The sequence below is a fragment of the Kitasatospora xanthocidica genome, assembly GCF_014656195.1.
Taxonomy (GTDB): Bacteria; Actinomycetota; Actinomycetes; order Streptomycetales; family Streptomycetaceae; genus Kitasatospora; species Kitasatospora xanthocidica.
Window position 1 is genome coordinate 85376 of the sequence record NZ_BNBY01000029.1, and the last position, 16764, is coordinate 102139.

At 73.9% G+C, this 16764-nt stretch carries 16 protein-coding genes; 4 read left to right on the forward strand and 12 right to left on the reverse strand.

What is annotated here, in order from left to right:
- The first annotated feature begins 22 nt into the window (after positions 1 to 22).
- From IE332_RS33510 to IE332_RS33520, 3 genes are all read left to right on the forward strand, one after another.
- Positions 23 to 241, forward strand: coding sequence for an MbtH family protein (locus tag IE332_RS33510; protein WP_189923916.1), 219 nt, complete (start codon positions 23 to 25; stop codon positions 239 to 241).
- A 28-nt stretch (positions 242 to 269) separates the two neighbouring features.
- Positions 270 to 1292 (forward strand): ATP-binding cassette domain-containing protein, encoded by a 1023-nt coding sequence (locus IE332_RS33515; RefSeq protein WP_189923925.1) that lies wholly within the window; start codon positions 270 to 272, stop codon positions 1290 to 1292.
- Between the two features lie 117 nt (positions 1293 to 1409).
- Positions 1410 to 2366, forward strand: coding sequence for an ArsR/SmtB family transcription factor (locus IE332_RS33520; RefSeq protein WP_189923927.1), 957 nt, complete (start codon positions 1410 to 1412; stop codon positions 2364 to 2366).
- Positions 2367 to 2461: 95 nt separating this feature from the next.
- Here IE332_RS33520 and IE332_RS33525 read toward each other — a convergent pair whose 3' ends face one another.
- The 12 genes from IE332_RS33525 to IE332_RS33580 form a co-directional block, all read right to left on the reverse strand.
- On the reverse strand, positions 2462 to 2989 hold the full coding sequence (locus tag IE332_RS33525) for a flavin reductase family protein (protein ID WP_229929112.1): 528 nt from the start codon (positions 2987 to 2989) through the stop codon (positions 2462 to 2464).
- 151 nt (positions 2990 to 3140) lie between these two features.
- Positions 3141 to 4691, reverse strand: a complete 1551-nt coding sequence (locus IE332_RS33530; protein ID WP_189923929.1) for a tryptophan halogenase family protein — start codon at positions 4689 to 4691, stop codon at positions 3141 to 3143.
- A 221-nt stretch (positions 4692 to 4912) separates the two neighbouring features.
- Positions 4913 to 7438, reverse strand: a complete 2526-nt coding sequence (locus IE332_RS33535) for an FtsX-like permease family protein (protein ID WP_189923931.1) — start codon at positions 7436 to 7438, stop codon at positions 4913 to 4915.
- Entirely contained in the window at positions 7438 to 8232 is a 795-nt protein-coding gene (locus IE332_RS33540) for an ABC transporter ATP-binding protein (RefSeq protein WP_189923933.1), read from the reverse strand. The genes IE332_RS33535 and IE332_RS33540 overlap by 1 nt, the downstream gene beginning before the upstream one ends.
- Positions 8229 to 8936, reverse strand: coding sequence for a sensor domain-containing protein (locus IE332_RS33545; RefSeq protein ID WP_189923935.1), 708 nt, complete (start codon positions 8934 to 8936; stop codon positions 8229 to 8231). Before IE332_RS33545 ends, IE332_RS33540 begins: the two co-directional genes overlap by 4 nt.
- The gene (locus tag IE332_RS33550; protein WP_189923938.1) at positions 8933 to 9166 is read right to left on the reverse strand and encodes a hypothetical protein; all 234 of its coding nucleotides are present in this window, start codon (positions 9164 to 9166) and stop codon (positions 8933 to 8935) included. The genes IE332_RS33545 and IE332_RS33550 overlap by 4 nt, the downstream gene beginning before the upstream one ends.
- A complete protein-coding gene (locus IE332_RS33555; protein WP_229929115.1) occupies positions 9163 to 9528 on the reverse strand; it encodes an ArsR/SmtB family transcription factor in 366 nt (121 codons plus the stop codon). Before IE332_RS33555 ends, IE332_RS33550 begins: the two co-directional genes overlap by 4 nt.
- A 42-nt stretch (positions 9529 to 9570) precedes the next feature.
- On the reverse strand, positions 9571 to 10281 hold the full coding sequence (locus IE332_RS33560) for a 4'-phosphopantetheinyl transferase family protein (protein ID WP_189923940.1): 711 nt from the start codon (positions 10279 to 10281) through the stop codon (positions 9571 to 9573).
- On the reverse strand, positions 10278 to 11858 hold the full coding sequence (locus tag IE332_RS33565) for an amino acid adenylation domain-containing protein (protein ID WP_189923942.1): 1581 nt from the start codon (positions 11856 to 11858) through the stop codon (positions 10278 to 10280). Before IE332_RS33565 ends, IE332_RS33560 begins: the two co-directional genes overlap by 4 nt.
- 31 nt (positions 11859 to 11889) lie before the next feature.
- Positions 11890 to 12873, reverse strand: coding sequence for a TauD/TfdA family dioxygenase (locus IE332_RS33570; protein ID WP_189923944.1), 984 nt, complete (start codon positions 12871 to 12873; stop codon positions 11890 to 11892).
- Positions 12874 to 13003: 130 nt separating this feature from the next.
- On the reverse strand, positions 13004 to 14326 hold the full coding sequence (locus IE332_RS33575; protein WP_189923954.1) for an alkaline phosphatase family protein: 1323 nt from the start codon (positions 14324 to 14326) through the stop codon (positions 13004 to 13006).
- Between the two features lie 119 nt (positions 14327 to 14445).
- A complete protein-coding gene (locus IE332_RS33580; protein ID WP_189923956.1) occupies positions 14446 to 16329 on the reverse strand; it encodes an AfsR/SARP family transcriptional regulator in 1884 nt (627 codons plus the stop codon).
- A gap of 153 nt (positions 16330 to 16482) precedes the next feature.
- Between IE332_RS33580 and IE332_RS33585 the strand changes: the two genes are divergently transcribed.
- Positions 16483 to 16716: a hypothetical protein gene (locus IE332_RS33585; protein WP_189923958.1), complete on the forward strand. Its 234-nt coding sequence runs from the start codon at positions 16483 to 16485 to the stop codon at positions 16714 to 16716.
- Positions 16717 to 16764: the final 48 nt, after the last annotated feature.

Genomic DNA, 16764 nt, shown 5'->3' on the forward strand with positions numbered 1-16764 from the left:
ACCCACCCGTGGAGCGTGCGACATGAGCAATCCCTTCGACGACCAGGACGGTTCCTTCCTGGTCCTGCGCAACAGCGAGGAGCAGCACAGCCTCTGGCCCGCCTTCGCGGCCGTCCCGGAGGGCTGGACGGTCGCCCTGGAGAGCACCGACCGGGCGGCGGCACTGACCTGGGTCGAGAGCCACTGGACCGACCTGCGCCCGCGCAGCCTGCGCGAGCCCGCCGCGGGCCCGGGCTGCTGACCGGCCGGGACGAGCAGGGGGAACACCGATGGAATTCGCGATCGAGGCGGTGGGGCTGCGCAAGCTCCACCGCACCACCCGGGCGCTGGACGGCCTGGACCTGACCGTGCGCACCGGCAGCGTGCTGGGCCTGCTCGGGCCCAACGGGGCCGGCAAGACCACCACCGTGCGCGTCCTCTCCACCCTGCTCGCCCCGGACTCCGGCACCGCCCTGGTGGCCGGGCACGACGTCGCCCGGGAGCCGCAGCAGGTCCGCCGCAGGATCGCCCTGGCGGGCCAGTACGCCGCCGTGGACGAACTGCTGACCGGACGTCAGAACCTCGTGCTGATCGGCGTCCTGCTGCACCTGGGCCGCCGGGAGGCGCGCCGCAGGGCCGAGGAGCTGCTCGCCGAGTACCGGCTGACCGAGGCCGCCGACCGCCCGGTCGGCACCTACTCGGGCGGCATGCGGCGCCGGCTCGACCTGGCGAGCTGCCTGGTGCGCCGGCCCGAGGTGCTCTTCCTGGACGAGCCCACCACCGGGCTCGACCCGGCGAGCCGCAACCTGCTCTGGGCGGCCGTACGCGGTCTGGTCGAGCAGGGCGTCACCGTGCTGCTGACCACCCAGTACCTGGAGGAGGCCGACCAGCTGGCCGACCAGATCGTGGTGGTCGCCGGCGGCAAGGTGATCGCCGACGGCACGCCCGAGCAGCTGAAGGGCAAGGTCGGGCAGGTGCGGCTGGAGATCACCGTGCCGGACCCGGCCGACCTGCCCAGCGCGCTCGGCGCGCTGTCGCCGCTGTCGACCGGCGAACCGGCGCTGGACCGCACCCGGGGCCTGATCGCCCTCCCGGTGGACGGCGGCATGGCCGTGGTCGCCGCGGCGGCAGCCCTGCTGCGGGACGCGGGTGTGACCGTCGCCGACTTCGGCCTGCGCCAGCCGACCCTGGACGACGTCTTCCTCCAGCTCACCGGCGCCCAGGCCGACCGGACCGCCGCCGCCCAGGCCGGCCCGCCCACCGAGGGGCCGGCCGACGCGCCGGCCGGCCCGGCCGCAGGGGGCGCCGGCTAGTCCCGCCCGCCCGCCCGATCCAGGGCCTGTTCCAGCGGTCCCGCCGGGCCCGCCTGGAGCAGGCCCTTCCGCTGTCCGTCGTCATTCGTGTTCCAGAGATCCGTAACGGGGTGTCCCATGCAGAGAATCCACTTCACCGTCGCAGACCTCGCCAGAACCCGGGTGCGGAGCACCCTCGGCCCGCTGGCCGAGGGCGTGCTCGCGCTCGGAGCGCTCGACCGGCGGGGGTCGGCCGAGTTCGCGGGCTGGCGCACCCGGACCAGCCGGCTGCTCCGCGAGCAGCCGCAGTTCGTGCTGCGGCGCAAGCTCCGCGACCCGGACGACCTGGTCGCCCTGCTGGAACGGGACCCCGACGGGGGCCCCGAACCGCGGATGCCGGCCGGCTCCGGCCTGAGCACCGCGGAGGGGACGGCGCTGGCGCTGAGCACCTGGCGGATCGGCACCGCGCCCTACTGGGAGCGCATCCAGGCCCGGCTGGACGACGAGTGCGACGCCTGCGGGCGGATCGTGATGGCCGGCGGCGTCCAGATGCTGCTGGCCACGCTGCACCCGCGGATCCTCTGGCGCCCGCCGGTGCTGGAGCTGCTGGACGGCCCCGAGGGGGACGTCCACCTGGACGGCCGGGGGCTGCTGCTGGTGCCGTCGGTCTTCCTGGCGGGCCGGGTCGGCCGGCTGATCACGGCGACCCGGGACAGCGGGGTGCCGGCGCTGGTCTACGCGCTCAGCGTGGGCTCGGGCGACGCCGCCGCGCTGTGGACCGACCCGGACGACGACAGCGGCGAGGCGCTCGGCGCCCTGGTCGGCCCGACCCGCGCGGCCGCGCTGCGGGCGCTGACCGCGAGCTGCACCACCGGCGAGCTGGCCGCCCGGCTCGGCATCTCCTCGGCGGGCGCCAGCCAGCACGCCACGGTGCTGCGGCAGTCGGGGCTGATCACCACCCGGCGGGTGAACAACAGCGTGCTGCACTCGGTCACCCCGCTGGGCCGCGCGCTGCTCGGCCGCCGGCTGCGCCAGCCGGTCGCGGCCGGTGCGGTGCCGGCCGGCGCGGTCCGGCCGCGTGTCGCGGCCCGCTGAGCACCGGTGTCCGGTCCGGTGCCGAACAGGCCGGTGGCCCCGAACCCCCCTCCGTCGGGCGGAGGGGGGTTCGGGGCCACCGGTGGGCGGTCGGGTCAGGCCGCGTCCGCGAGGTCGGTCCAGCCGCGGAACTGCCGTGCGCCGTACAGCAGCGGGGGCAGCGGGCGGTGCGGGGTGATCCGCCGGACCAGGCCGAAGACGACCACGTGGTCGCCGAGCCGCTGGGTCAGCGAGACCTCGCAGTCGGCGATCGAGTGCGCGTCCGCGACCAGGTGCGGCCCGCCGGCGCCCGGCAGGTCCTCCCAGTCGACCAGGTCGAACCGGTGCGGATTGCCGGAGGCGAACAGTTCGGCGGTCGGACGGGCGCCGGTGTGCAGCAGGTTGACGGCGAAGGCGCCGGTGCCCAGCACCGCGTCCAGGGTGGGGCTGCCGCTGCGCAGGCAGAGCAGCAGGGTGGGCGGCTCCAGCGCCACGCTGCACACCGAGGAGCAGGTCATCCCGCGCGGGCGGCCGCCGTACTCGAAGGCGCTCACCACGCTGACCCCGGTGGGGAAGGTGCTCATCATGTCGCGCAGTTCGGCGCCGGTGGCGGCGGGCTGGGTCTGGATCGCGGGTTCGCTCACCGCGGGCTCCTTTCCGGGTCGAGGGGCGGGCCGGCGGCCCGGCCCGCGGCGGCGATCGACAGGATCGCCGCCGGGGCCGTGGCCGTGCGGGCCGGCATGGACGCCGTGGTCGGCGCCTGTGACGTCGGGTTCATCGCCGGGCGTCAGCCGTTCAGTGCAGTCGGGCGAAGTAGTCGTAGGCGCGGGGCAGGACCGAGATCAGGTGGTCGGTCTTCTCCCGGATCTGCCGGAACTCCTCCAGGGCCGGGCCGCTGTCGGTCAGGCCGAGCGCCGGCGAGGACTGCACCTGGATCCCGCCGGTGCCGAGCAGCACGCAGTGGTACGAGTACGGCGGGAGGCCGTGGTAGTACGGGAAGATCGTCTCGCTGGTGGGGAGCTGGGCCTTCCACTGCTCCAGGCGCTCGGCCATGCCGGGCGGCAGCGGGCGGGTCTTGGCGTCCCGCCAGTACTGGTTGTCCGACCGCTTGGCGCCGATGTAGTGCAGGACCAGGAACTCGCGCACGCCGTCCATCACATGGGCGATGGCGTCGTTGTAGATCTCCCGCTGCTTCGGGTTCCAGGCCGCCGACGGGAAGTTCTTGGCGAGCTGCTCGATCGCGTGGTGGATGAAGAAGATTCCGGTGGACTCCAGCGGCTCGACGAATCCGCTGGAAAGGCCGACGGCGACGCAGTTGTTCACCCAGGAATTGCGGGTCCGGCCGATCCGCATGCGAATGTGATTGGCCTCGACGTCGGCCGCGGCGGGGCCGACGAATTTCCGCAGGGTGCTTTCCGCCTCCTCCGGGGAGAGGTAGTCCTTCGCGTAGACGTACCCGGTGCCGACCCGGCCCATCAGCGGGATGGTCCAGATCCAGCCGGCGTCCTGGGCGGTGGCCGTGGTGCACGGGCGGATGCCGCGCTTGTCCATGTCCATCGGGACCTGCAGGGCCACCGCGCTGTCGTTGGGCAGGGTGTCCGAGTAGGAGATGAACGGCTCCTCGAGCGCCTTGTTGATCAGCAGGCCGCGGAATCCGGTGCAGTCGATGAAGAGGTCGCCGCCGAGGTCGCCGTGCTCGTCGGTGCGGACCGAGGTGATCCAGCCGCGCTCGTCCTGGACGACCTCCTGGACGGTGTCGACGACGTGCCGCACGCCGCGCGAGGTGGCGTACTCGGTCAGGTACTTGGCCAGCAGCGCCGCCTCGAAGTGGTAGGCGTAGGGGAACTGGACCTTGCCCTGGTGCTCGGACATGGTCAGCCCGTGCGCCTCCTTGGAGCCCTCGACGAACTCCTGCTCGAAGAGCGAGCCGTCGAGGTGGCGCGGGCTGCGCTCGGCGTCGATCAGCGAGGCCATCACGAAGCAGTCCTTGTCGAACCGGTCCGAGGGCTGCTCCTTGAGCCACCAGTCGGTCAGCGAGTGCCCGTTGACCGTCGGCATGTGCTCGAAGGGGTGGTAGAAGTGGTGCCCGGGCTCGCGCCAGTTCTCGAACCGCACCGCGAGCTTGTAGGTGGCGTTGCACGCGGGCATCCAGTCGGCCTCCTTGAGGCCGAGGAACTCGAAGAAGTGCCGGATGTCGCTGAAGGTGGCCTCGCCCACCCCGATCGTGCCGACCTGCCCGGATTCCACCAGGGTGATGTTGATGTTTTCCCCGAAGGCGGCCTTGAGGTACGAAGCCGTCATCCAGCCGGCCGTTCCCCCGCCAACGATCACAACATTGTCCAGCATTCGATGCTCCCGACTCTGTCTGGCTGCCGAATGACTCCCGGTGAGGGCGCCATGGGAAATGAGTCTAGGTATCGCCGGATATCCGGAGGATGCCGTTAAGTGATGGGTGAAAAGCCCTGGTGAGGAGTGGAGCGGGGGCCGCGGAAAGCAGTCCGGACCCGCGCCGGGGTGGGCGCGGGTCCGGAGTGTGCGGGCGGTGAGGCGGGCGGGCCGCCGGGGTGTCAGGTGGCCGCGATGACCTCGGCCGGCCGGGTGCGCAGGGTCATCCGGGTGGGCAGCAGGGTCGCCGCGAAGGTGAGCACGCCGACCGAGCCGATCACCGCGAGGTAGATCCAGAGCGAGCCCTGGGGCCACGGTGAGCCGTTCAGTGCCAGGCTGAACGGCACGAGGGTGGCCACGCCCACGAGGGTGCCCAGGAAGGCGCCGGAGACGGCGACCAGCAGGGCCTCGACGGCCATCATGCGCAGGATCTGCGCCGTGGTGGAGCCCACCAGCCGTTGCAGGGCGAACTCCCGCCGCCGCTCGGAGGCGGAGATGATCAGGGTGTTCACCAGGGAGATCACGGCGTAGCCGACGATGGTGCCGGCCAGCAGGTAGTTGATCCAGGCGCTGGTGCCGCTGTCGCCCGACTGGGCCTTGGCGGTGCTCAGTTCGGTCGCCCGCAGGCTCCCGGGCACGCCGCCGACGCCGCCCAGCGAGGCCCGGAGGGTGTCCGTGGAGGTGCCCGGGTCGGTGCTGACCAGGATCTGCGGGACCAGTCCGGTGTCGGAGTGCTCCAGCATCAGGGCCGCGGGCAGGAAGGCGGTGTCGAAGCCGGGCTTGGCCTCGAAGGAGCCGACCACCCGCAGCGGTACCGAGGCGCCGTCGCCGAGTTGCAGGGTCACGGTGCCGCCGACCTCCTGGCCCTTCTTGGCGGTCCAGGAGGTGGGCAGGACGACGCTGTCGCCGGTCAGCCGGTCGAAGGAGCCGGCGGTCGGCCGGACGGTGAGCACCTTGTCGGCCGCGTCGGCGGCCACGCCGGTGACCGGCAGCCGGTCGACGTTGCCGTGGTCGTCCGCGGTGGCCGGGGTGACCCGGAAGGCCTCGCTGGTGAGGTACGGCGAGGCGGCCCGCACCCCGGGCAGCCCGGCGATCTGCGCGACGGTCTGCGGCGCCATCCCGCCGGTGGCCGAGCTGACCACCGCGTCGGCGCCCAGCAGATCGGTGGAGACCTGGTGGGCGACCAGGGCCTGCGAGGTCTGCAGGTAGATCAGGGCGGTGGCGAGCCCGGTGGCCAGCATCACCGGGGTGACGGCTCCGGCCACCCGGATCCGGCGGGCCTTGGCGTTGCGCACGGCCAGGTAGCCGGAGAGTCCGCCGAGGCCGCGCAGCACCGGGTGCAGCACGGCCGTCAGCACCCGGGTCAGCCCGGGCCCGATCAGGGCCAGGCCGCCGGCCCAGAGCATCGCGGACGGGCCGGCGGTGCTGGCCGCGATGGTCCCGTGCATCACGGTCGAGGTGACGACGGCCAGCGCCGTGCCGCCCGCGAAGCAGAGCAGGGCGAGCAGCAGGCGGGGCGTGCTGAGCCAGCGGCGCTGCAGCGCGGCCTCGGCGAGCGCCTCGGCGGGCCGGGCCCTGGCGGCGCCGCGGGCCGCGATGAAGGCGGCGCCGACCGCGGAGAGCAGCGACACCGCGCCCCCGACCAGCATCGGGATCCAGCCCTCGTGGTACTCCACCTGGGGGGCGATCACGCCGCCGTCCTGCAGCCGCCCCAGCATCCACTCGCCGGCGAACCAGCCGGGGAGCAGCGCGATCAGGGACGCCGCCAGGGCGATCACCAGGGTCTCGCCGACCACCATCCGGCGCACCTGCTGGGGGGTGGTGCCGATCGCGCGCAGCAGGGCCATCTCGCGCTGGCGCTGCTGGGCGAGCAGCGCCAGCGTGCTGCCCACCACGAACACCGCGACGAGCACGGCGATGCCGCCGAAGACCGCGGACATCGAGATCAGCCGGGTGGGCGCGGCCAGCGCGTCCGGGAACTCCGCGGTGCCGCGGTCGTCGCCGCTCAGCACCACGGCCGCCTTGCCGGCCACGGCGGCCTTGAGGGCCTTGCGCAGGGCGCCGTCGTCGGCCGTCGACGGGACGACCGCGATCGAGTCCACCCGGCCGTCGTGGCCGAGCAGTTCGGCCGCCTGCCGGTCGGAGAAGTAGAACGCCGAGGCGTCGACGCCGGCGCCGCCGGTGGCCACGCCGCTGACCCGGTACTCCTGTTGCCGGCCGGCCACGGCGAGCTGGACCTTGTCCCCGGTCCGTACGCCCAGGCGCTTGGCCAGGGCGGTGTCCAGGAGCACCTCGTCGGACGCGTTCGGGGCCCCGCCCTCGCCCGGGGTGTAGCCGGCCAGCTGGCCGGCGGACCAGCCGTGGCCCTGGAGGTCGGTGCCGGCGGCCGGGCGGGCACCGTTCAGCGGGACGACCGGGAAGCTGACGTCGGGCACGGCCCGCTGGACGCCGGGGAGGTGCTGGACGGTGGTGACCAGGTCGTCGGTGAGCCGGACCCGGGAGGGCAGCACCTTGTTGCCGGTGTGCTGGTCGCCGGTGACCACCAGTGGCGCGGCGGCCAGCCGTTGCGGCGGCACGGCGCCCCGGATGCCGGTCTCCATCAGGCCGCCGCAGGCCAGCAGGATGGTCGCGCCGAAGAAGAGCGAGATGAAGGAGGCGAGGAAGCTGCCCTTGCGGAAGGCCAGCGACTGCATGGCGATGCGGAACATCAGCGTGTCACCTGTCCCGCTCGGGCGCCCAGCTGGGTCATCTGCTCGGCGATCTGCTCGGGGCCGGCGCCGCGCAGCTCGTGCGAGATTCGGCCGTCGACGAGGAAGAGCACCCGGTCCGCGTAGGAGGCGGCCACCGGGTCGTGGGTGACCATGATCGCGGTCTGGCCGCCCTCGTGCACGGCGGACCGCAGCAGGTGCAGGATCTCCCGCGCGGTCCTGGTGTCCAGCGCGCCGGTCGGCTCGTCGCCGAAGACGACGGCCGGCTGGGTGACCAACGCCCGTGCCACCGCGACGCGTTGCTGCTGGCCGCCGGAGAGTTCGGCGGGCCGGCGGTCGGCCAGGTCGCCGAGGCCGACCTGGTTCAGCGCCTCCGCGATCCGGGCCCGGTCGGGCTTGCGCCCGGCCAGCCGGATCGGCAGCGCGACGTTGTCGCTGACCGTCAGGGCGGGCAGCAGGTTGAAGGCCTGGAAGATGAACCCGATCCGCTCGCGGCGCAGTTCGGTCAGGGCGCGCTCGTCGAGCGCGCCGAGGTCCTGGCCGTCGAGGGTGACGGAGCCGGAGGTGGGCCGGTCCAGGCCCGCCGCGCACTGCAGCATGGTGCTCTTGCCGGAACCGGAGGGGCCCATGACGGCGGTGAAGGTGCGGCGGCTGAAGCCGATCGAGACCTGGTCGAGGGCGACGACCTTGTTGCGTTCGTTCCCGTAGGTCCGGCTGACCGAGCTGAGACGGACGACGTCGTCCGGGCTGTGCGAATCGGTGCTGTCCACAAGGTCCCCCTGGTGTCGGATCATCGGATCGGCCGCTCGCTCAAGTCGCTGACCGCGGGGCCGTTTTCGCTGAGCATGTGCTTGGCCTCGGCGAGCGGATCCGCTCCCGGACCGAGCAAGGAACGTGCGACGTGCGCGTGGAGCAGGGCCGCCCCGGTCACCAGGTAGGCGCAGTACGGGGCCAGGCCCGCGGCGATGACGGCGGAGACGACGGAGGTGACGAGGCTGTCGGACCACATGAACAGCACGCCGCCGCCCGGGACGGCCCAGTACCAGGCCGGGGAGGTGATGCTGCCGAGCACGCTGAACCAGACGATCAGCACGGCGGCGTCGAGGATCAGCAGCGGGGGGAAGAGCGCGACCAGGTAGGCGCAGGCGCGCCAGGTGCTCGGATCGCGCCAGCGGGTCCTGAGGGCGGACATCACGCCGGGGGCCGGAACGGGCCGGTAGCGCGCCGGGACCGGGCCCACCAGCGGGCGGGCGCGCAGCCGTTCCAGATGGGCGAAGCCGCGGACCAGCCCGGCCGCCCCGACGAGCAGGGGCAGGCCGATCAGGGTGACGTTGAGGACCGTGGAGACGGCCAGGGCCGCGACGGTCAGGGCGAACATCACCGGCGCCAGCGGCAGGTAGCCGAGGAGGTAGGCGGTGGCGACCCAGGGCCTGCGGGAGAACAGCATCCGCAGCGGTCGCCGGTCGACGGGGAAGGGTAACCGGTCGGTCAGGCTCACTCGACGCTCCGCAGCAGTTCCTCGACGGCGCCCAGGCGCGCGGAGAGTTCGGCCAGCCGGTCGTTCAGCACTTCCTGCTCGACGACGGCCTGTTCGGCCAGCCGCCGGTAGCCGGCCATGGCCACGGCGTCGGCCCGGTGCCGCTGCAGGGTGAAGTACGCGACGGTACTCGCGGTGATACCGCCGATGACCGTCAGGGTGATCAGGAGGGCGATGATGCCACCGCTCATGGCGAGATCCTCTTTGTTTCGTCGTCGGCTACCGCTTGTTCGTGGACCCGGTCCTCGCGCAGGGCGGCGAGGACGGTCTCCGGGGTCAGATGCACGTCGAACGGTGCCAGACGGAATATCTTCATTGCCTTGCCGTCGGCGGACAGTTCCAGCCGCCCGATGATCAGACCGGCCTTCTCGAGCCGCTCCAGATGCATGTACAGCAGCGGTCTCGACAGTCCGAGCCGACGCGCCAGTTCGCTGACGTGCACGTCGCCCTGGGACAGCTCTTCGATGACTCGCAATCGCTGCGCGTGCCCCAGTGCGGCTAGCAGAGCCAGCAGCTCCTCGCTGGTCAGGACGCACGCTCCCTTCGCGGCCACCAACACCTGTTAGTTCAGTCTGACAGGTGTTAGGAGGCGCGGTCAACCGGGATGTACGTCAAGCCTCAGCCGCAGGTCGACCGGCGGTGCGGGGGTCCGTCCGGCGACGGTGGCCAGGGCCAGCACGACGCCGGGCACGGGTATTCGGCCGCCGCGGCACAGGCCGTCCGGGGTGCGCCGCAACCGCAGGCCGTCGCCGGCCGGCGGCCACCGCTCGGGCAGCGGCACCGGCGCCCGCAGCGCCCGCGTCGACAGCCCGGTGCCGTGCGCCTTGCCGGCCGCCTCCTTCTGCGTCCAGACCCAGAAGTAGGCGCCGGCCCGCTCGCCGGGCCGTCGGCGGCCGATCCAGTCGGCCTCGGCGGCGGTGAACCAGCGGGCCGCCAGCCGTTCGGCCGGCACCGGCCGGACCACCTCCACGTCCACCCCGAGCGGTCCGTGCGTCCCGACCGCCAGCGCCGCGTACCCCCGGCCGTGGCTGAGGCTCACCCGCACCCGCGGGCCGAACCCGCGCAGCAGCGGCCGTCCGCCGGGCTCGTGGGCCAGCCGCAGCGGCCGCGGGCTGCCGAGCTCCTCGGCGGCGGCCGACAGCACCCGGGCCCGCGCGGTGGCGGCGTCCACCCGGCCGGTCCTGACCAGGACGACGGTCACCCGGTCGGCGGGCGTGCCCGGTCCGGCGCCCGTCCGAGCGCCCAGCCCGGCGCCCGTCCGAGCGCCCTGCCCGGCGCCCGTCCGAGCGCCCTGCCCGGCGCTCATCCGAGCGCTCCGCCCGGCGGACGGCCGGAGCCGAGCAGCCGGCGGGTGGCGGCGACGTCGCACTTGCCGTTCGAGTTGAAGACGATCTCGGGCACGCAGTGCAGCTCGCCCGGCACCAGCGGGGACGGCAGCGAGGCGGCCAGGGCGGTCCGGACGGTCTCGGCGAAGGCGTCCCCGTCGACGGGCGGGGCGGCGGGCAGCAGGAACGCGGCCAGGGTGTCCACCGGGCCGCGGACCACCTCGAAGGCCACGTCGGCCACCCCGGGGACGGCCAGCACGTGGTGGCGCAGCTCGCCCAGCTCGACCCGGTGGCCGGCGATCTTCAACTGCTGGTCCCGGCGGCCGAGGTAGAGCAGCGAGCCGTCCGGCCGCAGTTCGACCAGGTCGCCGGTGCGGTAGGCCCGGCCGGGATCCCCGCCCAGCTCCCGCTCGTCGAGGAACCGCGCGTCCCGGTCGAGCCCGAGGTAGCCGGCCGCCACCGCCCGTCCGGCGACGACCAGTTCGCCGGGGGAGCCGGGGCGCACCGGGCGCAGGTCCTCGTCCACCACGTACGCGCGGGAGTTCCAGACCGGGCGGCCGATCGGCACGGTGGGCGTGTCCGGGATCGTGCTCCGGTCGAAGACGTGGGCGCAGCAGCCGACGGTGGTCTCGGTCGGGCCGTAGTGGTTCACCAGCCGGACCCCGTCCAGCCGGTCGCCCAGCGAGCGGAGCAGCTCCGGGTCCAGCCCCTCGCCGCCGAACATCAGCGTCCGGGTGGCCCTCCGGTAGTCGGGCGGTTCGGCCAGGAACTCGAAGAAGCGGGCGTGCGAGGGCGTCAGCTTGATGAAGCCGTAGGGCTCCTCGCCGGGGCCGAAGATGGTCTGCTGGTCCCAGAGCCCGGCCACCGTCACCAGCGGGCGGCCCTGGCACAGCGGCACCCAGAAGGAGGTCATCGACAGGTCGAAGCCGAGGCTGGCGAACAGCGGGCTGCCCGACCCCTCGGCGCCGACCAGCGAGCCCGCCCAGGCCGCGTAGTTGACCAGCGAGCCGTGCTCGATCAGGACGCCCTTCGGCGTGCCGGTGGAGCCGGAGGTGAAGATCACGTAGGCGATGTCCTCCGGGCGCGGCAGCTCGCGCTCCGGCGGTCCGGGCAGGTCGGCGACCTCGCTCAGGTCGATCACCGGCCGGCCCGGCAGGGCGGGCAGCGCGGCCGGGTCGGCGTGGTCGTGCAGCAGCGCGGCCGGGCCGGAGCCGGCGAGCACCGCGGCGACCCGCTCACCCGGGTGGGTGGGGTCGATCGGCACGTACGCGGCCCGCAGCGCCAGCACGGCCAGCGCGCCGCCGACCACGCCGGCGGTGCGGTCCGCCCAGAGCGCCACCCGGTCGCCGGGGCGCACCCCGGCCTCGTGCAGGGCGGCCGCGAGGACCAGCACCCGGTGCCAGAGCCGACCGTAGGTCACGGCTCCCGCGGGGGAGCGCACGGCGGTCGCGTGCGGCCGCAGCCGCGCGTGCTCGCGCACCAGGTGCAGTACCGAGTCCGCCGGGACCCGGTGCTCGTCGCCGGAGATCCGGTTCGAGCCTTCCAACGACGTGGTCAACGCGGTTCCTTCTCTGTGAGGCGGCCCGCCGCTAGCGGGCCGGTGCCGGACTTGCGTCGCTCCTGGCGACCATGTCGCCCATCGCGACCAGGATCTTGCGGTTGCCGGCGAACGGATCGCGTCCGTGGGCGACCAGCATGTTGTCGATCACGGCCACGTCGCCGCGCTCCCAGCGGAACCGCTGGGCGAGCGCGTCGTACAGGCCGAGGAGTTCGGTGACGAGGGCGTCCGGGATCGGCTCGCCGTCGCCGTAGGCGGCGCTGCGCGGGAAGGCGGTCTCGTCCTCGCCGAAGAGCGAGGCCATCACCTCCCGGACCGCCGGCTCCAGGCAGGCGGTGTGGTGCAGGAAGAGCTGGTTGAAGAAGACCGGTTCCCCGGTGGTCGGGTGCCGCACCACGGCGGGCGCCCACTGCTCGGTGCGCAGCGAGCCGTCGGGCAGCCAGGTGCAGTCGATGCCCTGGGCGGCGCAGCGGGCCTCCACCTCGCTCCGGTCGAAGGTGCCGAACATCGTCTGCCACCCGACGTCGAGCCCCTCGATGAAGTTGCGCACGTACCGGATCCCGACCCGCTCGAAGCGGTCGCGGGCCTCCGGCGGCAGCGCCGCGTAGACCGCGCGGCCGTCCACGATCGGGGTCGCGCCGCCCTGGGGGGACGGTTCGACGCAGCAGAAGAACTGCCGTCGTGGCCAGTGCGGCATGTGCGAACTCTCGTGGTGGAAGAGGATGGACTGGTTGGCGGGGTACGGGGTGGACTTGTAGACGCTGCCGGCGTTCTCCTCGTGCGGGAGGTCGCCGTACTCGCCGTACAGGGTGGCGACCAGGGCGGAGGCCACCGACTCGAAGGCGTCGGCATCGGTGATGCCGAAGCCGCGCAGCAGCAGCACGCCGTGGGCGTGCAGCAGCTGCTCGATCTCGGACCGGTGCTCGGCCAGCCAGGCGGCCGCCTCGAGCGGGCTGCCCGGGACGGGGCTCTTGCGGCGGATGGTCGGCGGGTAGGAACGCGGTTCAAAGCTCACGTCGGGCCCGAACACGGTGGAACCCCCCTTTCCTAGGGGTCGGCTGGCTTGCGAGCGTAGGTTCGGGCGTGCGGGCGGGCCAGCGGCTTAAGCCCCGCTCGAAAGTCGCAGTTGCAAGCCGAGCCGCGGGCTACCGCGCCAGGCCGTTCAGCCGGAGTATCAGGTCCTTCACTTCCGTGGCGTGGTAGCGGACCTGCTGCGGAGCCGGGTCCGAGCAGAGCAGCAGCGGGCCCTCCCGGCCGTCCTCGGGGAGGCGGCCGTGGCTGCCGCGGATCCGCAGCGGGTCGATCCGCGCGGTCGCGGCGCCGGCCTCCAGGAACAGCTCGGTCGGGTCCGTCCCCGGCCTGCCCTCCGGCTCCATGTCCCGGCCGAAGTCCGGTGCCACCGCCTCGTCCAGCCAGTAGTCGGGGCTGAACCACGCGTCGGGCTCGGCGATCGCCAGCAGCTCGCCGCCGTTGGGGTGGTCCAGGCCGAAGTCCGCCTGCTGCGAGCGGTCCAGGACCTCGTCCACGCCGGCCACCTCGCCGAGCACCCGGCGGGCGCGCTCCAGGTCGGCCGGGTCGGCCACGTAGACGTGCGCGGCCTGCCGGTCGGTGACCGCGAACGCCCGGGAGGTCCACGGCCGCAGGTACTCCTTGCCGGCCGCGAGCCCCACCGAGACCAGCCCGGCCCGGCGCAGCTCCCGGTTGAGGGGCACCGGGCGGCACACCGGCAGCACCGCGTGCCCGCTCAGCACCAGCACCGTGGTGCCGCGGTCGGCCAGTTCGCCGAGCAGCGGGGCGAGCGCGGCGTCGACCTCGGCCGCCGCCTTCTCGGCCTGCGGGCCGACCGGGCCGCTGCGCTGCAACTCGTGGTCGAGGTAAGGGATCTGGACCCAGAGCAGGTCCGGCCGGCCGCGCGTCACGACGTGCCGGGCGGCGCCGGCGATCCAGTGCGTCTCCTCCAGGCCCGCCGTGCCGCCGCCGCAGCGCACCAGCGGGGGAGCGCCGAGCTCGGCGGCGAGCTCGTCCCGCAGCCCGGCCGGTACGGTGTCGCAGCAGGCGGTCAGCCGGCCGTCGTGGCGGTGCCGGTGGCTGGGGGCCACCAACAGGTCCACCTCGGCGCCGGCGCTCCAGTCGCAGTGCACGCTGGCCGCGGTGTGCCGGGGGTCGGCGGCCCGGGCGGCCTGCCAGACCGTCTCGCCGGACACCAGCCCGGCGAACTCGCCCCGTGCCATCACCCGGCCCTGGTCCCTGAGGTACCAGCCGCTGCCGACCGCACCGTGGTCGCGCGGCAGCAGACCGGTGGCGAAGGTCGCCTGGGCGGTCGCCGCGACGGCGGGCAGCACGGTGTCGAGCGGGGCGGCGAACCCCTGCTCGCCGACCGCCCGCAGATGCGGCATCAGCCGCAACAGACCCGGGGTGAGGCCGGCCGTGCTCAGCACCGCCACCGGGCGGCGGGTCGGCTCGGACATGCTTGACTCCTCTCGCACCCCGGGGCGCGGTCCTTCTCGCGCCGATTGTGTGGGGTGTCGCTATCAGGGATCTATATTTCGGCCGGGCCGGGTACGGCCGCCGGGTCGGGTGCCGGCGGTCAGCCGGCGACGGCCACGATCGGCTCGGGTCGGGCCACCCGCGCCGGACCTCCGGCGAGGGAGGCCGCGAGGAGCTGGACCAGGGCCTCGTAGCGGTAGAGCGGGTTTCCTCCGCTGTCGACGCCGACCGCCTCCAGCAGGGCCGCGTCCACCAGTTCCTCCAGGACCTGCTCGGCCTCCCAGGAGGAGAGGCCGAGCAGCGGTGCGGCCTGCTGGGCGCGGAAGGCGCGGTCCCGCTGCGGGGCGAGGGCGGCGAACGCCTCCCGCCCGGCGGCGGAGAGGTCCCGCAGCGAGGGCAGCAGCTCCCGCCGCAGGTCCAGGCCGAGGCGGCGCAACTCGCCCAGCCGGGTGGCCGGTTCGGCCAGTCGTTCGGCGAGCTCGGAGAACCCGGCGCGCGGTCGGGCCGCCAGGTGCTCGCCGACGCCGCGCAGGGCGAGCGGCACCGCGTCGCAGTACTCCACCAGCGCGTCGACCGCGCGCGGCTCCTCGGCCGCCCGCCCGGCCCCGCCGGCCGAGGCGAGCAGCCGGGCCGCCTCCGCCCGGGTCAGCGGGCCCAGCGGCACGGTGTCCGCGCTGTCCAGCCCGGCGGGCCGGCTGCGGTGGGTGACCAGGACCGCGGCCAGCGGGCTGCGCGGCAGCAGCGGTTCGAGTCGCTGGTCGCGGGCCGCCCGGTCCAGCACGACCAGCAGCCGCCGGCCGACGGTCCGGGCGCGGTAGCGGTGCACCAGCTCCTCCAGCTCCGGCGCCCCGCCGAGGCCGGCCGGGCGGGGGAGCCGGTCGCCGAGCGCCCACAGCAGGTCGGTGAGCACCTCGGCCGGCGGCTTCGGGGTGCGGTCGGGCCGGCTCAGCTCGACGAAGACCTGCCCGTCGGGGAAGTGCTCGGCGCCGGCGTGCGCGGCCTGGACGGCCAGGGCCGTCTTGCCCGCGCCGGCCGGCCCGGTGATCACCACGCAGCGCGGACGGTCCCCCCTCCCCTCCGGCCGGTGCGTCAACAGCCGCTGGATCAGGCTGAGTTCGCACGGGCGCCCGGTGAAGTCGGCGAGCGGCGCCGGCATCGTGGTGCCGCGCGCGCCGGCCGGCCGCACCGTACGGTGCCGGGTGGCGGCCGGCCGGACCGGGCGGGTCCGCCGGCCCACGGGCGCCGGGGGAAGCGCCAGCTCGCCGTTGATCAGCGACTGGTAGGTGGCGCGCAGCCGCTCGCCCGGGTCCACGCCGAGCTGCTCGGAGAGCGCGGCCCGGCCCTCGTGGAACACCCGTACCGCGTCGGCCTGCCGACCGCAGCGGTACAGCGCGGTGATCAGCTGCGCCCGCAGCCCTTCGCGGAGCGGGAACTGCTGGGACAGCCAGGTCAGTTCGGTGGTGACCTGCTGATGCCTGCCGAGCGCCAGATCGGCTTCGATCCGGTTCTCCCAGGTGATCATGCGTGCCTCCTCGAGCTGTGGCAGCTCGGTCTCCTGCATGAACGGTGTGACATTGGCCAGTGCCGAGCCCTGCCACAGGCCCAGGGCGTCACCCAGCAGGGCACTCGCCTGGTCGAAGCGCCGCTCCTGGAGCGCCGCCCGGCCCTGTTGTTCGAGCCGTTCAAAACTGTCGATGTCGAGCGTTCCGGCACCCAGCCGGATCTCGTACCCCGGCTGTCGCCGAACGATACTGACTTCCGCGCCGAGCTGGCGACGCAGTCGTGAGACGTAGGTGTAGATCTGCGCGTTCGCGGTGACCGGCGGGGTCCAGCCCCACAGCAGTCCGCTGAGCCGGCGGTCCGGCACGATCCGGCCCCTGGCCAGCAGCAGGGCCGCGAGCACCGTGTGGATCTTCGAACCCGCGAGGGCCACCGAGGTGGTCCCCCGTCTCGCCTCGACCGGACCGAGAACACGAAATTCCATTAGTAGCCCCGTTGTTCTTGATGCCGCTGAACTCGATGGTGATGCGAGGAACACGCTACGGACCAGGCCTTTCGGCGGGTTATCGTCCCGATTTCGGGTCCGGCGAAATCGCTTCGATAGCCCGCTGACAGGACGGAAACCTAGATTTCCGGTGTGGCACCGACCGACCTGCTTCGCACCGACACCGAGGAGAGCACGATGCGTTCCACCCGTACCTCCGCCGTCAGCCTGTTCGCCGCCGCCGTCGCTCTCGTGGCGGGTCTCCTGCTCGCCCTCGGCGGCCCGGCCCACTCGGCCCCGCGGACGCTCTCCGACGCCGTGGTCACCACCCCCGTCACCGTTCCCACCCCCACCCCCACGGCGACCGCCGAGGAGCCGTGGAACTGACGCATCGAACGGAAAGGCGGCGGGTGGGACCGGAGCTCCGGTCCCACC